The sequence below is a fragment of the Corynebacterium sp. HMSC074C05 genome (genome assembly GCF_001838325.1).
In the GTDB taxonomy this organism is placed as follows: domain Bacteria; phylum Actinomycetota; class Actinomycetes; order Mycobacteriales; family Mycobacteriaceae; genus Corynebacterium; species Corynebacterium amycolatum.
Map to the genome: position 1 here is coordinate 94645 of NZ_KV836291.1, position 17093 is coordinate 111737.

The 17093-nt window shown below is 59.3% G+C and carries 15 protein-coding genes; 11 read left to right on the top strand and 4 right to left on the bottom strand.

The features are described from left to right. Window positions 1-160: 160 nt before the first annotated feature. Window positions 161-2302, bottom strand: coding sequence for a glycogen debranching protein GlgX (gene glgX, locus HMPREF3042_RS05810; RefSeq protein WP_070600827.1), 2142 nt, complete (start codon window positions 2300-2302; stop codon window positions 161-163). A 274-nt stretch (window positions 2303-2576) separates the two neighbouring features. Between glgX and HMPREF3042_RS05815 the strand changes: the two genes are divergently transcribed. From HMPREF3042_RS05815 to HMPREF3042_RS05835, 5 genes are all read left to right on the top strand, one after another. Beyond that, a complete protein-coding gene (locus HMPREF3042_RS05815; RefSeq protein WP_070841042.1) occupies window positions 2577-4073 on the top strand; it encodes a methylmalonyl-CoA carboxytransferase subunit 5S in 1497 nt (498 codons plus the stop codon). A gap of 23 nt (window positions 4074-4096) precedes the next feature. Beyond that, window positions 4097-5710: an acyl-CoA carboxylase subunit beta gene (locus HMPREF3042_RS05820; protein WP_070600829.1), complete on the top strand. Its 1614-nt coding sequence runs from the start codon at window positions 4097-4099 to the stop codon at window positions 5708-5710. Then, complete coding sequence (locus tag HMPREF3042_RS05825) at window positions 5710-6015, top strand: hypothetical protein (protein ID WP_049182113.1); 306 nt, start codon at window positions 5710-5712, stop codon at window positions 6013-6015. Before HMPREF3042_RS05820 ends, HMPREF3042_RS05825 begins: the two co-directional genes overlap by 1 nt. 71 nt (window positions 6016-6086) lie before the next feature. After that, a complete protein-coding gene (locus HMPREF3042_RS05830; RefSeq protein WP_016422964.1) occupies window positions 6087-6446 on the top strand; it encodes a biotin/lipoyl-containing protein in 360 nt (119 codons plus the stop codon). 89 nt (window positions 6447-6535) lie between these two features. Beyond that, on the top strand, window positions 6536-7900 hold the full coding sequence (locus tag HMPREF3042_RS05835) for a Na+/H+ antiporter family protein (RefSeq protein ID WP_070600830.1): 1365 nt from the start codon (window positions 6536-6538) through the stop codon (window positions 7898-7900). Window positions 7901-7940: 40 nt separating this feature from the next. Here HMPREF3042_RS05835 and HMPREF3042_RS05840 read toward each other — a convergent pair whose 3' ends face one another. Continuing rightward, window positions 7941-8609: a TetR family transcriptional regulator gene (locus tag HMPREF3042_RS05840; protein ID WP_246822347.1), complete on the bottom strand. Its 669-nt coding sequence runs from the start codon at window positions 8607-8609 to the stop codon at window positions 7941-7943. 191 nt (window positions 8610-8800) lie between these two features. On the opposite strand from HMPREF3042_RS05840, the gene bioB reads away from it, so the two are divergent. The 6 genes from bioB to nadC all read left to right on the top strand — a co-directional run bounded on the left by bioB (window position 8801) and on the right by nadC (window position 14578). Further along, a complete protein-coding gene (bioB, locus tag HMPREF3042_RS05845; RefSeq protein ID WP_049193982.1) occupies window positions 8801-9808 on the top strand; it encodes a biotin synthase BioB in 1008 nt (335 codons plus the stop codon). After that, window positions 9795-10097 carry a biotin synthase auxiliary protein BsaP gene (locus HMPREF3042_RS05850; protein WP_070600833.1) on the top strand — a complete coding sequence of 101 codons (303 nt, stop codon included), beginning with the start codon at window positions 9795-9797 and terminating at the stop codon, window positions 10095-10097. The genes bioB and HMPREF3042_RS05850 overlap by 14 nt, the downstream gene beginning before the upstream one ends. A 75-nt stretch (window positions 10098-10172) precedes the next feature. Continuing rightward, complete coding sequence (locus HMPREF3042_RS05855) at window positions 10173-10751, top strand: hypothetical protein (protein ID WP_070438944.1); 579 nt, start codon at window positions 10173-10175, stop codon at window positions 10749-10751. Window positions 10752-11043: 292 nt separating this feature from the next. Continuing rightward, window positions 11044-12120, top strand: coding sequence for a quinolinate synthase NadA (gene nadA / locus HMPREF3042_RS05860; protein WP_070438948.1), 1077 nt, complete (start codon window positions 11044-11046; stop codon window positions 12118-12120). A 58-nt stretch (window positions 12121-12178) separates the two neighbouring features. Next, window positions 12179-13690 (top strand): L-aspartate oxidase, encoded by a 1512-nt coding sequence (locus tag HMPREF3042_RS05865; RefSeq protein WP_246816228.1) that lies wholly within the window; start codon window positions 12179-12181, stop codon window positions 13688-13690. 6 nt (window positions 13691-13696) lie between these two features. Beyond that, window positions 13697-14578, top strand: coding sequence for a carboxylating nicotinate-nucleotide diphosphorylase (gene nadC, locus HMPREF3042_RS05870; protein WP_048734667.1), 882 nt, complete (start codon window positions 13697-13699; stop codon window positions 14576-14578). Window positions 14579-14612: 34 nt separating this feature from the next. Here nadC and HMPREF3042_RS05875 read toward each other — a convergent pair whose 3' ends face one another. Continuing rightward, window positions 14613-15188, bottom strand: a complete 576-nt coding sequence (locus tag HMPREF3042_RS05875) for a hypothetical protein (RefSeq protein WP_048734664.1) — start codon at window positions 15186-15188, stop codon at window positions 14613-14615. A 50-nt stretch (window positions 15189-15238) separates the two neighbouring features. Continuing rightward, window positions 15239-17065, bottom strand: coding sequence for a hypothetical protein (locus HMPREF3042_RS05880; RefSeq protein WP_246822348.1), 1827 nt, complete (start codon window positions 17063-17065; stop codon window positions 15239-15241). Window positions 17066-17093 lie beyond the last annotated feature (28 nt).

The window sequence follows — 17093 nt, forward strand, 5'->3', positions numbered from 1 at the left end:
CTGAAAGTGTCATAAACTCGCACAGTTTCAAATTTGCAGCCCTCAATTTTTGCTACGTAACCCTGTTTTGAGTTGAACTCAGAGCCGAAAATCCCCTGTCAGTGGAAGAAAAGTCTTCCGCCGACAGGGGATTTTTGTGTAGGATCCAACGCGGACGCGGCTAGTGTCGCTCGATCAGCACGATGGTCGAACGGGCCGGCACGCGGAGCTCGCCTTCCGGCTCAACGATGCGCTCGCGAGTCGGTCGACCCGTAATCTCTGTGGTGTCGATGATGACTTCCCAGCTGTGTGCGTATTCGGTGCCCGGAATTTGGAACATGATGTCCTCGTGGTGGGCGTTGAAGCACAGGAGGAAGGAGTCATCTTCAATCCGGTGACCTCGGCGATCAGGTTCAGTGATGGCATCGCCGTTGAGCCAGACCATCAACGACTTGCCGAAGTCGAAGTTCCAGTCATCGGTAGTCATGACACGACCCTCATAGGTCAGCCAGGCAATGTCACGATCATCGGTTTCCGCACCGAGCGGGCCACCGCGCAGGAAGCGGCGGCGCCGGAAGACTGGGTGTTCTGCACGCAGTTCAGTCAGGAACTGGGTGTATTCGACCAGTTCAGAGTTAGTACGAGTCTGATTCCAGTCCACCCATGACAAACGGTTGTCCTGACAGTAGACGTTGTTGTTGCCCTTCTGGCCACGTCCCATTTCGTCGCCATGGCTAATCATCGGAGTGCCCTGGGACAGTAGGAGAGTGGTCAGGAAGTTACGATGCTGACGGGAGCGCAGAGAAAGAACGCGCTCGTCGTCGGTCGGGCCTTCCACGCCGCAGTTCCACGAACGGTTGTGGGACTCGCCGTCGCGGTTGTCCTCGCCGTTGGCCATATTCTGCTTCTCGTTGTAGCTGACCAAGTCGTTGAGAGTGAAACCATCGTGCGCGGTCACGAAGTTAATCGACGCAGTTGGGCGGCGGTCATTGTTTGCATACAGGTCCGAGGAACCGGTGATACGCGAAGCGAACTCGCCGAGCGTGGATGGCTCACCGCGCCAGAAGTCACGGATAGTGTCGCGGTATTTACCGTTCCATTCAGTCCACTGCGGTGGGAAGTTACCGACCTGGTAGCCGCCTTCGCCGACATCCCACGGCTCTGCGATGAGCTTGACCTGGCTGACAATCGGATCCTGCTGCACCAAGTCAAAGAAGGCGGAGAGGCGATCCACATCGTGGAATTCTCGAGCCAGGGTGGAGGCCAAATCGAAGCGGAAGCCGTCGACATGCATCTCGGAGACCCAGTAGCGCAGCGAATCCATAATCAGCTGCAGGGAGTGCGGGTGGCGCACGTTCAGGGAGTTACCGGTGCCGGTGTAGTCCATGTAGTGCTGTCGGTCACCCTCGACCAAACGGTAGTAGGCCTCGTTGTCGATGCCTCGGAAGCAGATGGTTGGGCCCATGTGGTTGCCCTCAGCGGTGTGGTTGTAGACCACGTCGAGGATAACCTCAATCCCCGCATCGTGAAATGCGCGCACCATGCCCTTGAACTCGCTGACTGCGCCGCCTGGCTTTTGGGAAGCCGAGTAGTCCTGGTGTGGCGCCAGGAAGCCGAAGGTGTTGTAGCCCCAGTAGTTGCGCAGCCCCTTTTCACGCAGGTGGTCGTCCTGGAGGAACTGGTGGACAGGCATCAGTTCGATAGCCGTGACACCAAGGTCCTTGAGGTAGTCAATGATCGCCGGATGAGCGAGACCGGCATAGGTACCGCGTAGCTCCTCAGGAATCTCCGGGTGAGTCATGGTCATGCCCTTGACATGGGCCTCGTAAATCACGGTCTCGTTGTACGGCGTGCGAGGTGCGCGGTCAGCGCCCCAGTCGAAGAATGGGTTGATGACCACGGAGGTCATGGTGTGCCCCAGGCTGTCCTCGGTGTTGCGCTTCGAGTGGTCATGAATGTCGTAGTTGAACAGTGATGGGTGACCGTCGAATTCGCCGTCGAAAGCCTTGGCGTATGGGTCGACCAGCAGCTTGTTGGGGTCACAACGCTTACCGTTTGCCGGATCGAATGGGCCGTGTACACGGTAGGCGTAGCGCTGACCCGGCATGATGGACGGGATGTAGCAGTGCCAGATATGCGCATCGACTTCTTCCAGCGCAATGCGTGTTTCTTCGCCTTCGGCGCTAATCAGACAAAGCTCCACCTTTTCCGCAACATCGGAAAAGAGCGCAAAGTTGGTGCCAGCGCCGTCGTAGGTAGATCCGAGCGGGTAAGGCTCACCCGGCCATACTTGATAATCGCCGACTGTATTTGCTTGGTTCATGTGACTACCTTAACCGCTTTGTAAAAAACATGAGCCATTTTCAGTCCCGTGTGGGCGCGCAAACCGTCCTATTCGTCGAGCGCACTTCGCAGAAACGACCCCCAGACAAAAAGTCGAGTTGAACGGTTAAGCGCGTAAAGTTCGCGCGAAAATAAGTATTTAACCCTGCAAGTGGGCAATTTGACACTCTAAACGCACCTTGGTGGGCGCCGAATCCCCAATATTCGCGGTCACCAACGCGCGAAGATTCCCAAAGGCCTTTACTTTTGGAATTATGAGTCCACGAACCATTGGTGTAACGGAAGTAGCGTTCCGAGACGCTCATCAGAGCCTCATGGCAACGCGAATGGCTATGGAAGACATGGTCGATGTCTGTGAAGAAATGGACAAGGCCGGTTTTTGGAGTGTGGAGTGCTGGGGTGGCGCAACCTTCGACGCTTGCATTCGCTTCCTCAACGAAGACCCCTGGGAGCGACTGCGGACATTCCGCAAACTGATGCCGAACAGCCGCCTGCAGATGCTGCTGCGCGGTCAGAATCTCCTCGGCTACCGCCACTACGAGGACATGGTGGTTGACAAGTTCGTCGAAAAGTCCGCTGAAAACGGCATGGACGTATTCCGTGTTTTCGACGCCCTCAACGATCCACGCAATCTCGAGCACGCCATGCGCGCGGTCAAGAACGTCGACAAGCACGCGCAGGGCACGATCTGCTACACGACGTCTCCGCTTCACGACGTCGACGGGTACGTTAAGCTCGCTGGTCGTCTACTGGATATGGGGGCGGACTCCATTGCGTTGAAGGACATGGCAGCGCTGCTGAAACCCCAGCCGGCTTACGACATCATCCGTGGCATCAAGGAAACTTACGGCGAGGACACCCAGATTAACGTCCACTGTCACTCGACCACCGGTGTCACCATGGTGACTTTGATGAAGGCCATCGAAGCTGGTGCGGATGTCGTGGACACAGCAATTTCGTCGATGTCGCTGGGGCCGGGACACAACCCGACCGAGTCGCTGGTGGAAATGTTGGAGGGAACCGACTACACCACCGACCTGAACATGGATAATCTGATCACCATTCGTGACCACTTCCGCAAGGTGCGTCCGAAGTACGCAGAGTTCGAGTCGAAAACCCTGGTCAATACCGACATTTTCATGTCGCAGATTCCTGGCGGCATGTTGTCGAACATGGAAAACCAGCTCAAGGCCCAGGGCGCGGGCGACCGCGTCGAAGAGGTCATGCGTGAAGTACCGATTGTCCGAAAGGACGCCGGTTACCCGCCGCTGGTGACTCCGAGCTCGCAGATCGTCGGCACGCAAGCTGTGTTTAACGTACTGATGGGACGCTACAAGGTTATGACGGCTGAGTTCGCCGACCTCATGCTCGGCTATTACGGGCAGTGCCCGGGTGAGCGCAACCCAGAGCTGATCAAGCAGGCAGCGGAGCAGACCAAGAAGGAAGAAATCACGGTTCGTCCGGCTGATCTCCTCGAGCCAGAGTGGGACGACCTGGTCGAGCAGGCCAAGGAGCTCGACGGTTACAACGGCACCGCGGAAGACGTCCTGACCAACGCACTGTTCCCATCTGTCGCACCGGGATTCTTCACCACGCGCGGCGAAGGGCCGAAGAACGTCGGTAAGACTGTCGAACAGCTCAAGCGCGAGGCAGAGCAGGCCTCTGGTGCAGCCAATGCCATTCGCGAGCCAATTCGCTACAAGGTCACCGTCGGCGGTCGCTCGCAGACCGTCCAGGTGGAACCCGCCTAGGAACATCGGGAGAAGAGATAGCAATGTCGCAAAGTTCAGCAAACCAGCCGACTTCGGCGGATGCCGTCGCGCCGGGCGTCGATGCCTCGATGGCGGAGCGCCTGGATTATTTGGATGCTCAGCGTCGCCGTGTTGAGGCCGGTGGCGGTGAAGCCCGGCAGGCCAAGCAGCACGAACGTGGGAAGATGACTGCCCGCGAGCGTATCGACAACTTCGTCGACGAGGGCACTTTCCGTGAAACCGGCATGTTCATGACTCACCGCACCACCGACTTCGGCATGGATACCGCCGATGCGCCTGCCGACGGTGTGGTCACCGGCACTGCCGCGGTTCTCGGCCGGGCAGTGCACGTGGCCTCCCAGGACTTCACAGTCATGGGTGGCTCCGCTGGTGAAACGCAGTCCCGCAAGGTTGCAGCCACTATGCGTGCCGCTGCCGACAACGGCACTCCGTTCGTGTTTATCAACGACTCCGGTGGTGCTCGCATTCAAGAGGGGATTGACTCTCTGTCGGGCTACGGCCAGGTCTTTTACAATAATGTCTGGCTGTCCGGTCTGGTGCCGCAGATTTCCATCATTGCAGGTCCATGTGCTGGTGGCGCTGCCTACTCGCCAGCGCTGACCGACTTCATCATTCAGACTCGCAAGGCACAGATGTTCATCACCGGTCCGGGCGTTATTAAGTCTGTGACCGGCGAGGAAGTCACCTCCGAGCAGCTCGGTGGCGCTGATGCGCACATGGCTAAGGCCGGTAATATCGACTTCGTTGCCGACGATGACGAGCAGGCCATCCTAATTGCGCAGAAGCTCTTAAGCTTCCTGCCACAGAACAACACAGAAGAGCCGCCGGTTGTTGATCCGGTATTCGATGCCGAGCCGGATTCAGAGCTCCGCGACATCGTCCCTGTGGACGGCAAAAAGGGCTACGACGTCCGCGAGGTCATCATCCGTATCGCCGACAATGGCGACTTCCTCGAGTGCCAGGCGGGTTTTGCCACTAACCTGGTTGTCGGCTTTGGTCGAGTTCTGGGCCGTACCGTGGGCTTTGTCGCCAACCAGCCGAACGTGATGTCCGGTGTGTTGGACATCAATTCCTCGGACAAGGGCGCAAAGTTCATCCGCTTCTGCAACGCCTTTAATATCCCGCTGGTCACCCTGGTTGACGTTCCTGGCTTCATGCCGGGCGTCACCCAGGAACACGGCGGCATCATCCGCCACGGCGCAAAGATGCTCTACGCATACTCCGCAGCGTCTGTGCCCAAGGTGACCGTCGTCATGCGTAAGGCCTACGGCGGTGCGTACCTGGCGATGTGCTCGAAGGACCTCGGCGCGGACTACGTATTCGCATGGCCGACCGCAGAAATTGCGGTGATGGGCGCAGAAGGCGCGGTCAACGTGGTCTTCCGAAAGGAAATTGCGGCCGCGGGCGACGAGGAAGAGCAGGCGCGCGTGCGCGACGAGCGTATCGCCGATTACAAGACACGCTTCTCGACGCCGTATGTCGCTGCCTCGCGAGGACTGGTCGACGACGTGATTGACCCGGCGGAAACTCGCCTGCGTGTGGCTGACGCACTGTCGGTTCTGCGCAACAAGCGTGAGGTTCGCCCGGCCAAGAAGCACGGATTGGGGCCACAGTAATGTCGGACAGCATCGGTGAGATTAAGGAGCTGCGAGCGCTCGTCGCTGAACTGACCGACCGGTTGGATGCGACCTCGACAAGCTTGCAGAAGGCCACGGCACGCCTGAATCAGGCAGAAAGCGAGTTGGCTGAACTGCGCAAACGCGTGGACGCAGATATCCCCGAGGACACTGTCATCGCCATTTCGGCAGCGGTGTCTGCGTACCTAGGCAATCGCGGCAAGGTGAAGGCAATTCGTTACAACCGCCACAAGACGTGGGCTGCGCAGGGCCGCCAGATCCAGCAGCAGCGCAACCTGCGTTAGTTGGAAATTTTCGATAACCGACTTATTTGAGCCTGACTCATTGACTTTTGCTACGTGAGGATTGTTGAGCCATGAAATTGAAAGTGACTGTCGGCGGCATTGCCTACGATGTCGACGTTGAAGTAGTTGAGGAGCCCAAGCGTCTTTCGCCCATCGTTTTGGGTGGGTCGTCTAGCGCTTCCGTTGAGCCGGCCACCGCTAGTGTCTCGGGTGTCTCCGCCAATTCGGTGGTGGCGCCACTGGCAGGTTCGGTCAGCAAGATTTTGGTCGAGGAAGGCCAGAAGATTGAGGCCGGGGAGGTGCTGCTCATTCTCGAGGCAATGAAGATGGAAACCGAGATTACGGCCCCGGCTGCAGGCACCGTCGGCTCTATTCATGTCGAAGTCGGTGACGCAGTGCAGGGCGGCCAGGGACTCGTCTCGATTGATTAGTCGCATTAGCCGGGGTGTAAAGATTTTGGGGTGAAATCTTTCTAGCCCCGGTTGCTGGAAATACTTAAGGTTGCCTTAATATTTTCCTTATGAATGCCGTTCTTCTCGCCGTTTTGGTGATGCTAATCCTGGCGGTCTGCCGGGTACACGTTGTGCTAGCGCTGTTTATTGGCGCCTTGGTCGGTGGTCTTTCCGCCGGTATGGGGCTCGATGCCACAATGGTTGCCTTCCAGGAAGGCCTCTCTGGTGGTGCGAAGATTGCCCTGAGTTACGCCATGCTGGGTGCCTTTGCCATGGCAGTGGCGTCCTCTGGGCTGCCCAAATTGCTGGCCGATTGGCTGATTGCCAAGATTGGCACAGAGGATGAAGGCGCTAAATCTAAGGCAGAAGCATGGACCAAGTGGGGTATGGTGGCCGGTATTTTGGCCATGGCGATTATGTCGCAGAACCTCATCCCAGTTCACATCGCGTTTATCCCGCTGATTATTCCGCCGCTGTTGCCGGTGTTTAACCGGCTCAACATCGACCGCCGAATGATCACCAGTGTGATGACCTTCGGTTTGATCACCACCTACATGTGGGTTCCGGTCGGATTCGGTTCTATCTTCCTGAACGACATTCTGCTGGGGAATATCGAGAATGCTGGTCTTGATGTTTCCAATATCAACATCATGATGACGATGGGCATCCCGGCTCTCGGTATGTTGTCGGGTCTGGCCATTGCTGTGTTTTTCTCCTACCGGAAGCCACGTCATTACGAAGATCTGCCAATCGCCGAGTCCTCGCGCGTGGAATCCCAGTCTGACGAACCGGTGTCGAAGTACCGAGTCATCGTTGCTCTCGTTGCGATTGTGGTGACCTTCGTCGTCCAGATTGTGATGAACTCTATGGAGACCGATGCCGATCCATTGTTGATTGGTGCGCTCACTGGTCTGGCAATCTTCATGCTTACCGGTGCCGTGCGCTGGCGTGAGGCGGACGACGTATTCACTGCCGGTATGAAGATGATGGCCCTGATTGGTTTCATCATGATCTCCGCACAGGGCTTCGCCTCGGTGATGTCAGAGTCCGGCCAGGTCGAGCCGCTGGTGACCGCCACTGCAGACCTGTTTGCGGGCAACAAGCCTGCCGCTGCATTCGCCATGTTGGTCGTCGGTCTAGTGGTCACGATGGGTATTGGTTCATCCTTCTCGACGCTGCCGATTATCTCCATCATCTACGTGCCGTTGTGTTTGTCGCTGGGCTTCTCGCCGATGGCTACCGTCGCCATCATTGGTACTGCAGGTGCTCTGGGTGACGCTGGTTCGCCAGCATCGGACTCGACGCTCGGCCCGACGATGGGTCTCAATGCCGATGGGCAGCACGACCACATTCGCGATTCGGTTATCCCGACCTTTCTGCACTTCAACCTGCCGCTGCTGGCAGCTGGTTGGGTAGCAGCTCTGGTGCTCTAATGCCAGGGTTTGGCTATGACCGTGAATGCTTCAGTGGGGCTTACTGACCTGCGGGTCCCTTAATCCCGGCAACCCCCGCAATTCCGGCGATAAAGAGCTCGGTTCCCAGTGCAATGCGCTGGCGACCGAGCTCTTTTGCCTGTTCAGCGGCATCTTCAGAGGAAGCCTCGGCCGCAGCGCCCGTACTAGCGTTGTTCTCGCCATTAGTGTCACCCGTGTCAGATACAGACTTGGCGCCGTTCAGATTAAGCGCGATGGCTGTCTGCTGGTCGACTGTCGCGCCGAGAATGAAATACACGAGGACGGACGCGGTATCAGTCGCTGATGGGGTGCTGATGGAGGTTTCGGGTGCGTTCTCCAGGACGTCGGCAAGCAATTGCTCGGGGCGAATCGTGGCGGAGCCCGTAGCCAGTGCGGCCGAGACGACCTCGGCGCCATCCCGATGAGCGGTGAGGCAGGAGTAGAGCAGCTCGGCGATGGCTTCGGTGTCGGCGCGCCAATCGCCTGTGGCGGAAAACTCTGTGCAGGGAGTCAAGATGCGGTCAGCGACGGCGCCGAGCAGTGCCTGCTTGGAAGGGTAGTGCCAGTACATTGCGCCAGCGGCGGTACCCAAGTGGCGAGTCAGGCGGCGGATTGTGAGATCGCCGAGTCCATACTCGTTGAGAATGGTAAGAGCTGCGTCGACAATGATGTCCTTGGTCAATTGCACACTGCCTACCGTAGACGAAAGAAGAATCATCTGGAAGATGTCTCAAGACTGAAATGCGGAGCGTAAAACCGCGACACGACGGGAATTGAACCCTGTTCGACATTCTGTAGATGCGGTATTAAGTTTGATAACTGAACAACTTCTCAAACAGTGTTCAAGTTTTATCCCCAGCCTCAAGGAGTGTCGCCCCCATGACTCAACAGCAGCAGGACATTTTGGAACTCGCCCGCGAAAAGGTGCTCGCCCGCGGAGAGGGGCTGAACTACGAGGAGACCCTGGCGGTTCTCAACCTCGACGACGACAGCATCGAGAAACTGCTGGCGCTGGCTCATGAGGTGCGCTTGAAGTGGTGCGGCGAAGAGGTCGAGGTTGAAGGCATTATCTCGTTGAAGACTGGCGGCTGCCCAGAGGATTGCCACTTCTGTTCGCAGTCGGGTCTGTTCGAGTCCCCGGTGCGTTCGGCATGGCTGGATATTCCGGCTCTGGTGGACGCCGCCAAGCAGACTGCAAAGTCTGGTGCGACTGAGTTCTGCATCGTTGCTGCAGTAAAGGGGCCGGATGAGCGACTGCTCAGCCAGATGGAACAGGCCGTCGCCGCCATTCAGGCAGAGGTTGACATTAATGTGGCCGCATCGATGGGCATTCTGACGCAGGAACAGGTGGATCGCCTGGCCAAGGCTGGTATTCACCGCTACAACCACAACCTTGAGACCGCCAAGAGCTACTTCCCGCAGGTCGTGACCACCCACACTTGGGAAGAGCGCCATGACACCCTGCGCATGGTCGGCGAAGCTGGCATGGAAGTCTGCTGTGGCGGCATCCTGGGTATGGGCGAGACCCTTGAGCAGCGTGCTGAGTTTGCTCAGGACCTGGCGGCGCTCAACCCGACCGAGGTGCCGATGAACTTCCTCGACCCGCGCCCGGGCACTCCGTTCGCCGGTCGCGAGCCGATGCCAGCTAAGGATGCACTGCGTGCCATCGGTGCCTTCCGTTTGGCACTGCCGAAGACTATCTTGCGTTTTGCTGGTGGTCGTGAGCTCACCCTGGGAGACCTGGGTGCAGAAAAGGGGCTGCTCGGCGGTATCAACGCTGTCATTGTCGGCAACTACCTGACTACGCTCGGTCGTCCAGCAGAACAGGACCTGGACATGCTTGGCAAGGTACGACTTCCAATTAAGGCCCTCAATGCAACTGTCTAAGCCTCGGCCATCTAGCCCGCGCGCGACGCGGAGTAGGAAAGTCGACTCCACAGAGCTGCTACAGGCCATGGTGCTGGGAGACGAGCCCAAGTTCGATCCTTTTACCGGCGCCGACCTCCAAGCTGGTGAAGTGCGCGAACGCTCTTATGGTGCAAAAGCTGGATTGGAGGCACCTCGGTTCTGCCAGCTCTGTGGACGTCGGATGGTGGTGCAGGTGCGTCCGGACGGCTGGACTGCAAAGTGCTCGCGCCACGGCGAAGTAGACTCCGTTATGTTGGAGCAGCGATAAAAGGTGCTGGTTGTGCAAGTGCGCCGTTCAGGCGCGCTAGTACTGGATGCGCGCCGTGAGGTAAGTTTGTCAACTATGACTATGAAAAATACCCGAGTCCCACACGTTGAAAAGCAGAGCGTGGCAATGGCCTCGGGTATTGTTCTCTTCTCCGTTGTAACGGGAGCGATAACGGGAGTGGCCTGGGCGTTTCTGCGACCCAAGCAGCAAGTGCAAATGCTCCCCAATAACCAACTAGCGATTATTCAGGAAACCGTTGACGCTGGTTTTATTGGGCTGCTCTGGTTTGTTGCTGTCACTGCCCTCAGCGGCCTGGTGCTGGGAATCACTACCTTCCGAAACCGTGCCATCACGACCCCTGCACAGATGCTCACAGCAATTGGATGGGCAGGTTTCTCCGCGTTGATGAGCGCAGCAGTGACGTACCTTGTCGGTCAGTCGGTTGCGGCATTGCTCCAGCCGGATCTGGCGGGAATGCAGCCGGGCGATAAGTTCGCGGTGATTCCGGACTTCAAAACCTATGTAGCACTGCTGGTCGCGCCACTGGTTGCCATGCTCGCACTGTGGTCCCGGGTGTTGTTCCAAACGGACTTCACGGAAGGCAACGAGAGCGCTGCGGACAATGCTACGGACGCAGATTCGGTCACTAAGTGAGACAGTGAGGTTCTGCGCGGGGGCCGTCGTAAAGCACTACTTCCTACTGAACAGGGGTAGTTATTGGGAAATAGGCTTATACAAGCCTTACAATTTTGGGAAATAGGCTCGTCCTCGATGCCGGTATTCGCCCCGTTTTAGGGGCATTTTCGATATTGTGTGGCGAGCTTAGGTCTCTTGCACTTGCCCGTTTGAGTCCGCTGCGAATGCCTCCGGGGATTGTTGCCGGTAACGGTGACGGCGTTTTCTCCGGTCGTAGCCACAGCCCATTGAAGTAAGGACGTAGTTTTCCGTGAATACCAGCCTTGCGGCCAATGCTTCCAGCCTGCCGCGCCTTGAATCGGATCTGTACGAATCGGTAGTCGATAAAGATGGCCGCTACGGTGGCGTAATTGCAGATGAGCGCTGGGCTCAGGAGATTAAGCGCCTCGCCCGCGAACGCAATGCCGTAATTCTTGCGCACAACTACCAGCTGCCGGAGATTCAGGATATTGCCGATTACACCGGCGATTCCCTCGGGCTTTCCCGCATCGCTGCGGAAACCGATGCCGATGTCATCGTTTTCTGTGGTGTCCACTTCATGGCGGAAACCGCCAAAATTCTGAGCCCTGAGAAGACTGTCCTTATTCCGGACGAGCGCGCCGGCTGCTCCCTGGCGGACTCCATCACTGCAGACGAACTGGCCGAGTGGAAGGCTGAGAATCCCGGCGCACTGGTGGTCAGCTACGTCAACACCACGGCAGACGTAAAGGCTCTGACCGACATCTGCTGTACTTCCTCCAACGCCGTCGACGTGGTCAAGTCCATCCCGGAAGACCAAGAGATCCTGTTCAACCCGGATCAGTTCCTCGGCGCACACGTTCGCCGTGAGACCGGCCGCGACAACATCAAGGTATGGGCTGGTGAGTGCCACGTCCACGCCAACATCAACGGTGAGGAACTCGCGCACCGCGCGGAAGAGAACGCCGATTCGCAGCTGTTCATCCACCCGGAGTGCGGTTGCGCGAACTCTGCGATTTACCTCGCGGGTGAAGGCACTATTGAGCCGGAGCGCGTGCAGATGCTCTCCACCGGCGAGATGCTGACCGAGGCGCAGAAGCTGAAGGAGAACGAGCCCAACGGCAAGGTGCTCGTGGCCACTGAGGTGGGCATGCTCCACCAGCTGCGCAAGGCCGCACCGGATGTCGACTTTGAGCCAGTCAACGACCGCGCTTCCTGCTCGTACATGAAGCTCATCACCCCGGCGGCTCTGCTGCGCTGCCTCGTTGAGGGCACCGATGAGGTCGACGTCGCCCCTGAGGTCGCCGACAAGGCGCGCGCCTCGGTCGAGCGCATGATCGCCATCGGTAATCCAGGCGGGGGCGAGTAACACGTTTGGTCTGCGCCCATCATTCGACAGTTGGACACTGACGTGTGACTTCCTCGTCATCGGCGGGGGAGTCGCAGGGCTCAGTGCTGCGCGTAGGGCCCTTGAGCTCGGCCTCGACGTGCTGGTTATCGACAGCGTCGAGTGGCGGGTCGGTGCCCGCAAACAGCTGCGTTTCGCCGATGCCGCCACGAATCTCGCACAGGGCGGGCTCGCGGTCGTCGGGCTTGACGACGACCCCAGCGGCCGTGTGGCCAATGGGTTCGACGACACCACTGATTCCCATATCGCGGACACCATCGATGCCGGTGCCGGCCACTGCGATGAAGGGGCCGTGGCTTCTATCATCCGTGCCGGCGCTGCGGCGACCGAGTGGCTGATTGGGCTAGGCGGCACATTTGACCCGGCGCCGGATAACCCGGCCGTATATTCCCGCACCAAAGAGGGCGGACACCACGCGCGGCGCATCATTCATGCCGGTGGTGACGCCACTGGTGCTGAAATTGAGCGCGCCCTAGAAGCCTCAGTTACCGGCGTGCGAGTACTGCAGAACGCTACAGCGCGCCAGCTCATCGTTGGCAAAGACGGCCGCGTGCTGGGGGCGCTGGTAGCGGATCCCCGCGGTGGCGGCGCTATTCGCGCAGGTGCAACTCTGCTGGCTACCGGTGGCGTGGGGCATATTTACCGCGCGACCACGGCGCCCTCGGGCGCCCGCGGTGAGGCTATCGGCATGGCCTCCGACGCTGGCGCGGAGATTCGTGACATGGAGTTTATCCAGTTCCACCCGACAGTGCTCTATGACGAGCGCTCGGCATCAGACGGCACCGGCCGACGCCATCTCATCAGCGAGGCTGTCCGTGGTGAAGGAGCCATCCTCGTCGATTCCCGGGGAAACAGTGTGACCGCCGGCGTTGACCCTCGCGGGGACCTGGCTCCGCGCGATATCGTCTCGCGCGCCATCGCGACTCGCATGCGCCAGCTCGGCGAGGACCATGTCTTCCTCGACGCACGTCACATCGACAACTTCGCCGTCCGCTTTCCGACGATTACAGCGGGCCTGACCGCAGCGGAGATTGATCCGACCAAGGACCTCATTCCCGTGGCCCCGGCGGTCCACTACACCTGTGGTGGCATTGCCGTCGACCCATTCGGTGCAACTTGCGTGCCGGGTCTCTTTGCAGCCGGTGAATGCTCCGCGACGGGGCTGCACGGTGCCAACAGGTTGGCTTCCAATTCGTTGCTGGAAGGACTGGTCGTCGGCAAGCGGGTGGCCGAAAAAGTCGCTGAAACACACGCTGTGCCGGTCGGGGACGAGGAATTCGCAGCGGCGGTTGAAGGCCTGCCGCAGCCACGGCCGGAACTGGAACCGCGCCAGCTTTTCCGGTTGCAGACTGCGATGCAGGAAGGTGCTGGTGTAACGCGCAATGAGCAGAGTTTGCGGCAGGCTTTGGCGGTTATCGATCGGCTCCCGCAATCGGTTCAGGTCGTAGCCGCAAGGAAAGTTGTCGAAGCGGCATTGGCACGACCATATACTTTGGGGTGCCACACTTGGTTTGAAAAGGACAGGGATTAGCTAGCCATGACTCTTGAGAAGGACACTCTGCGCGGGGTGCTGAACGAAAACATCACCCGCGGACTCATTCGGACGGCACTGCAGGAAGATATGAGCTTCGGGCCGGATGTGACCTCGCTGTCGACAGTCTCGGCAGCTGCGCAGGCACGCGCCCGGCTGGTGGCCCGGCAAGAGGGCGTTATCGCGGCTATCGATGCGGTGGAGTGGACGCTGCAGGAGGTCATCTCGGGTGAGTTCACCGTCGAAAAGCACGTTGAAGATGGCACCCTGGTGCGTCCTGGCACAGTGCTGGCAACGATTTCTGCGCCGACTCGGGGGTTGCTGACTGCTGAGCGGACAATGCTGAATATCCTCACGCACGCCAGTGGTGTAGCTACTGCGACGCGCCAGTGGGCTGACGCAATCGTTGGCACCGGTGCGCGGGTGCGCGATTCCCGAAAGACACTGCCGGGTCTGCGCAACCTGGAAAAGTATGCGGTGACCTGCGGTGGTGGAATTAACCACCGCTATGCATTGGGCGATGAGGCACTGATTAAGGACAACCACGTGGTGGCCGTCGGTTCCGTGTCCGGTGCGTTGAAGAGGGTGCGGGCTCAGTATCCGGAGCTGCCGTGCGAGGTGGAAGTCGATACCCTCGCACAGCTCGATGAAATCCTGCCGATGAAGCCGGACATCGTCATGCTGGACAACTTCGAGGTCTGGGAGACCCAGATCGCGGTGCAGCGCCGCTCGCAGATTTCTCCGGCCACCCAGCTGGAGTCCTCTGGTGGACTGACCATCGATGTGGCTCGTGAGTACGCGTCCTGTGGTGTCGATTACCTGGCTGTGGGCGCGCTGACCCACTCGGCCAAGGTGTTCGATGTCGGACTCGACTTCGACGAGCAGTAGCTGAATCAGCCCCGGTTTCGCCTCGTAGCTTCGCCTACAGGCGACGGGCGATCTCTGCCCCAATCTCGCTTAGTGCCGACCCCCAGCGCTCCCGTGATTGCTCATCACAGGTTTCCTGTGCGCGGTAAAGCGCCTTCTCCGCAGCACCGACATCGCCCAAATGCAGGTGGCACTGTGCAATTTGTGCAAGCAGAGGCACGGCCTGGATATTGAGCTTGTCGGACTGGAAAAGTCCCGCCGCTAACTCCAGGTGATCAATGGCGCGCCCCTGATGTCCTCGACGAATCTCTGCCTGGCCGTTCAAGGTGTGCCACATCGCCCAGCGCAAGTGGCGCGGTGGGGTGTCCGCGGTCGGCTCGAAGCCGTCTTTTTCCAGGTTATCCAGCAGATCCAACCAATCCGCGGCCTTGTCCATCAGCTTTGGTGCAGAGCCACGGATGGGGCGCCCCAGACTGTCGGTCTGCGGGGCATCAGCCTTGTCGCCGAGTTCCTCGAACCCCTGCATCAGAGTTAGGGCTGCTTCCCAGAGGTTGTTTTCCTCAGCCAATGCCGTGGCGGCGTCGAAAAGCTGCTGCGGGCTAGAAGTCGCGGAATCACCAGAAGTAGTCATGACCTAACACTCTACTTTGTGTCACCGCCAGTACCGAAGTGGGCGGGGCGCTAGTATTCGTCGTCAAGCGACTGAATGATGATGACGTCAAGGGCATCGAGAACAGGATGGCCTTCCCACACGTCGCGGGGCAGAAGCTCTTCGACGCGCCGAGCATAGGCGGCGGCTCCGTCGGAATCACCCGCGTCGAGACGGTAGCGAACCCCCGCCAGCAGCGCGCGGGCGGCTTCCTCGCCATCGCCGGACTGCAGGTAGCCCTTCGCGGCGGCTTCCACATGGTTGATAGCCAACGTGTCGCGGCCAGCGGAGTAGAAGACGTAGGCGGCATCGTCGTGCCAGTCGGCGAGTGACCAGTCGTCGGAGATGAGCTTCTGAGAACGCAGCAGAAGGTCCTCAGCCTCGTTGAGCGTGTGGTCAATGGCGGCGGAAGCGTCCTCAGAGACAATCTCGCCGGTGAATTCGGAGCCCTCTTCGGAAATGACCAGGTCAATGACATGAATGATGGAACGCGCAGCCTGACGGTAGGCCTTGGCAGCGCCCTTGGTATCGCCGTTGCGTTCAAGGTGCTCGCCGTGTTCGATGAGCAGCTTTGCCGCCTGGCGGGGATTATTGCCGAGCCCCGCGGCTGTGGAGGCAATAGAAAACGCCGCGTCGGTGCGTTCTTCATCGGCAGTAAATGCTGACCAGTGCGCAACTGGTTCGGCAAAGCGCAGTGCCTCGTCAACCTCGTCGGCATCGAGGAGACTGCGGGCCAAAACGAGCTGGATATCCATGGTGATGGGGTTGACTGGCATGCCCTCGGCGCTGGCGAGCGCGCGGCGGGCAAATTCGGCGGATTCCGCGAAATCGCCGTGGGCGTTGAGAAGCGCACAGAGCAGACGCACGCTGCGAAGCACCGCGACCGTGAGTCCTGCATCGAGACCAGCCTGCACGATTGGGCGTAGCTGGCGGATTGCCTCCGCTTCCTCACCAGCTTCCAGAGAGAGAAAAGCCAGAAATTGGCGCGCTTCAATCGTCGTGGTGACGGGTTCCGACTGAGGAGCCGCTGCGACGCTGGCAGCGATGCGGGCGGCCCTGCGCAGCTCACCACGGCTGTGCGCGAGCTGCGCCTCCAACAGCTTCCGGTCGTCGAAACTGCTTCGCTTTGGTGCCCAGCGTGCGGACCATTCAGAGAGCTGACCGGCGATTTCCGCCCGGCGCGCCAGCGATGCTGCGGCGCCGGCAACAGCCGCGCTGACCAGGTAGTAATAGGCCTCGCCGGGCTGTGGAGTGGTGGCGACGATGCCCTTAGCAAGGCTGATCAGCTCAGGGATTTCGGAGTCCTCGGGGCGCCGGCCGGTGATGGCATCACCTGGGTTGGCGTCGATGAAGGCCTCAGCCTCGGCGAATGCTCCGTAGGAGCGTGCGTGCAAGATCGCGGGGCGGATGTTGGCCTCAGTTGCCCAGCGCAGCCACTCGGCGCGTGCAGCAGCGGCTTCTTCTACCAATTCCAGTTGGTCGGCAACTGCATGCCTAAGTGCGTGGAATTCGCCAATGACATCGGGGGAGTTGGTAGGCGCGTCGGCCAACCAGTGCGTGTGGGCGAACTTGGTGACAGCGCGCCAACTGGTGACGTGGTCGAGCGTGGCACCGGCCTTGCGGGAAATAACCAGCAGCTCCGGGAGGGAGTCCGGCAATGCCTTTAGCGGATTGGGCAGGGGAGGAAAGTCCAAGGGATCGGACGAGTTCTCCGTTGCTGATGCGTTTTCCGAATTCACTGACACGTGGTCGGCAGCGATGCCGGCATCCCAATCGCCAACTTGAATTTCAGACTCAGAGTTTTCTTCTTCCCACCAGACCATTGGACTATCTTCGCCCGTGGCATCGGGAAGATGCAAAACTGCTTTGCTTTTCAGACCTGTACAG

Bases quoted from the DNA above. Each gene is read 5' to 3' on its own strand.
- HMPREF3042_RS05815 (WP_070841042.1), top strand. From the start codon at position 2,577: ATGAGTCCACGAACCATTGGTGTAACGGAAGTAGCGTTCCGAGACGCT.
- HMPREF3042_RS05850 (WP_070600833.1), top strand. From the start codon at position 9,795: ATGCAACTGTCTAAGCCTCGGCCATCTAGCCCGCGCGCGACGCGGAGT.
- nadC (WP_048734667.1), top strand. From the start codon at position 13,697: ATGACTCTTGAGAAGGACACTCTGCGCGGGGTGCTGAACGAAAACATC.
- glgX (WP_070600827.1), bottom strand. From the start codon at position 2,302: ATGAACCAAGCAAATACAGTCGGCGATTATCAAGTATGGCCGGGTGAG.
- HMPREF3042_RS05825 (WP_049182113.1), top strand. From the start codon at position 5,710: ATGTCGGACAGCATCGGTGAGATTAAGGAGCTGCGAGCGCTCGTCGCT.
- HMPREF3042_RS05820 (WP_070600829.1), top strand. From the start codon at position 4,097: ATGTCGCAAAGTTCAGCAAACCAGCCGACTTCGGCGGATGCCGTCGCG.
- HMPREF3042_RS05855 (WP_070438944.1), top strand. From the start codon at position 10,173: ATGACTATGAAAAATACCCGAGTCCCACACGTTGAAAAGCAGAGCGTG.
- bioB (WP_049193982.1), top strand. From the start codon at position 8,801: ATGACTCAACAGCAGCAGGACATTTTGGAACTCGCCCGCGAAAAGGTG.
- HMPREF3042_RS05875 (WP_048734664.1), bottom strand. From the start codon at position 15,188: ATGACTACTTCTGGTGATTCCGCGACTTCTAGCCCGCAGCAGCTTTTC.
- HMPREF3042_RS05830 (WP_016422964.1), top strand. From the start codon at position 6,087: ATGAAATTGAAAGTGACTGTCGGCGGCATTGCCTACGATGTCGACGTT.
- HMPREF3042_RS05835 (WP_070600830.1), top strand. From the start codon at position 6,536: ATGAATGCCGTTCTTCTCGCCGTTTTGGTGATGCTAATCCTGGCGGTC.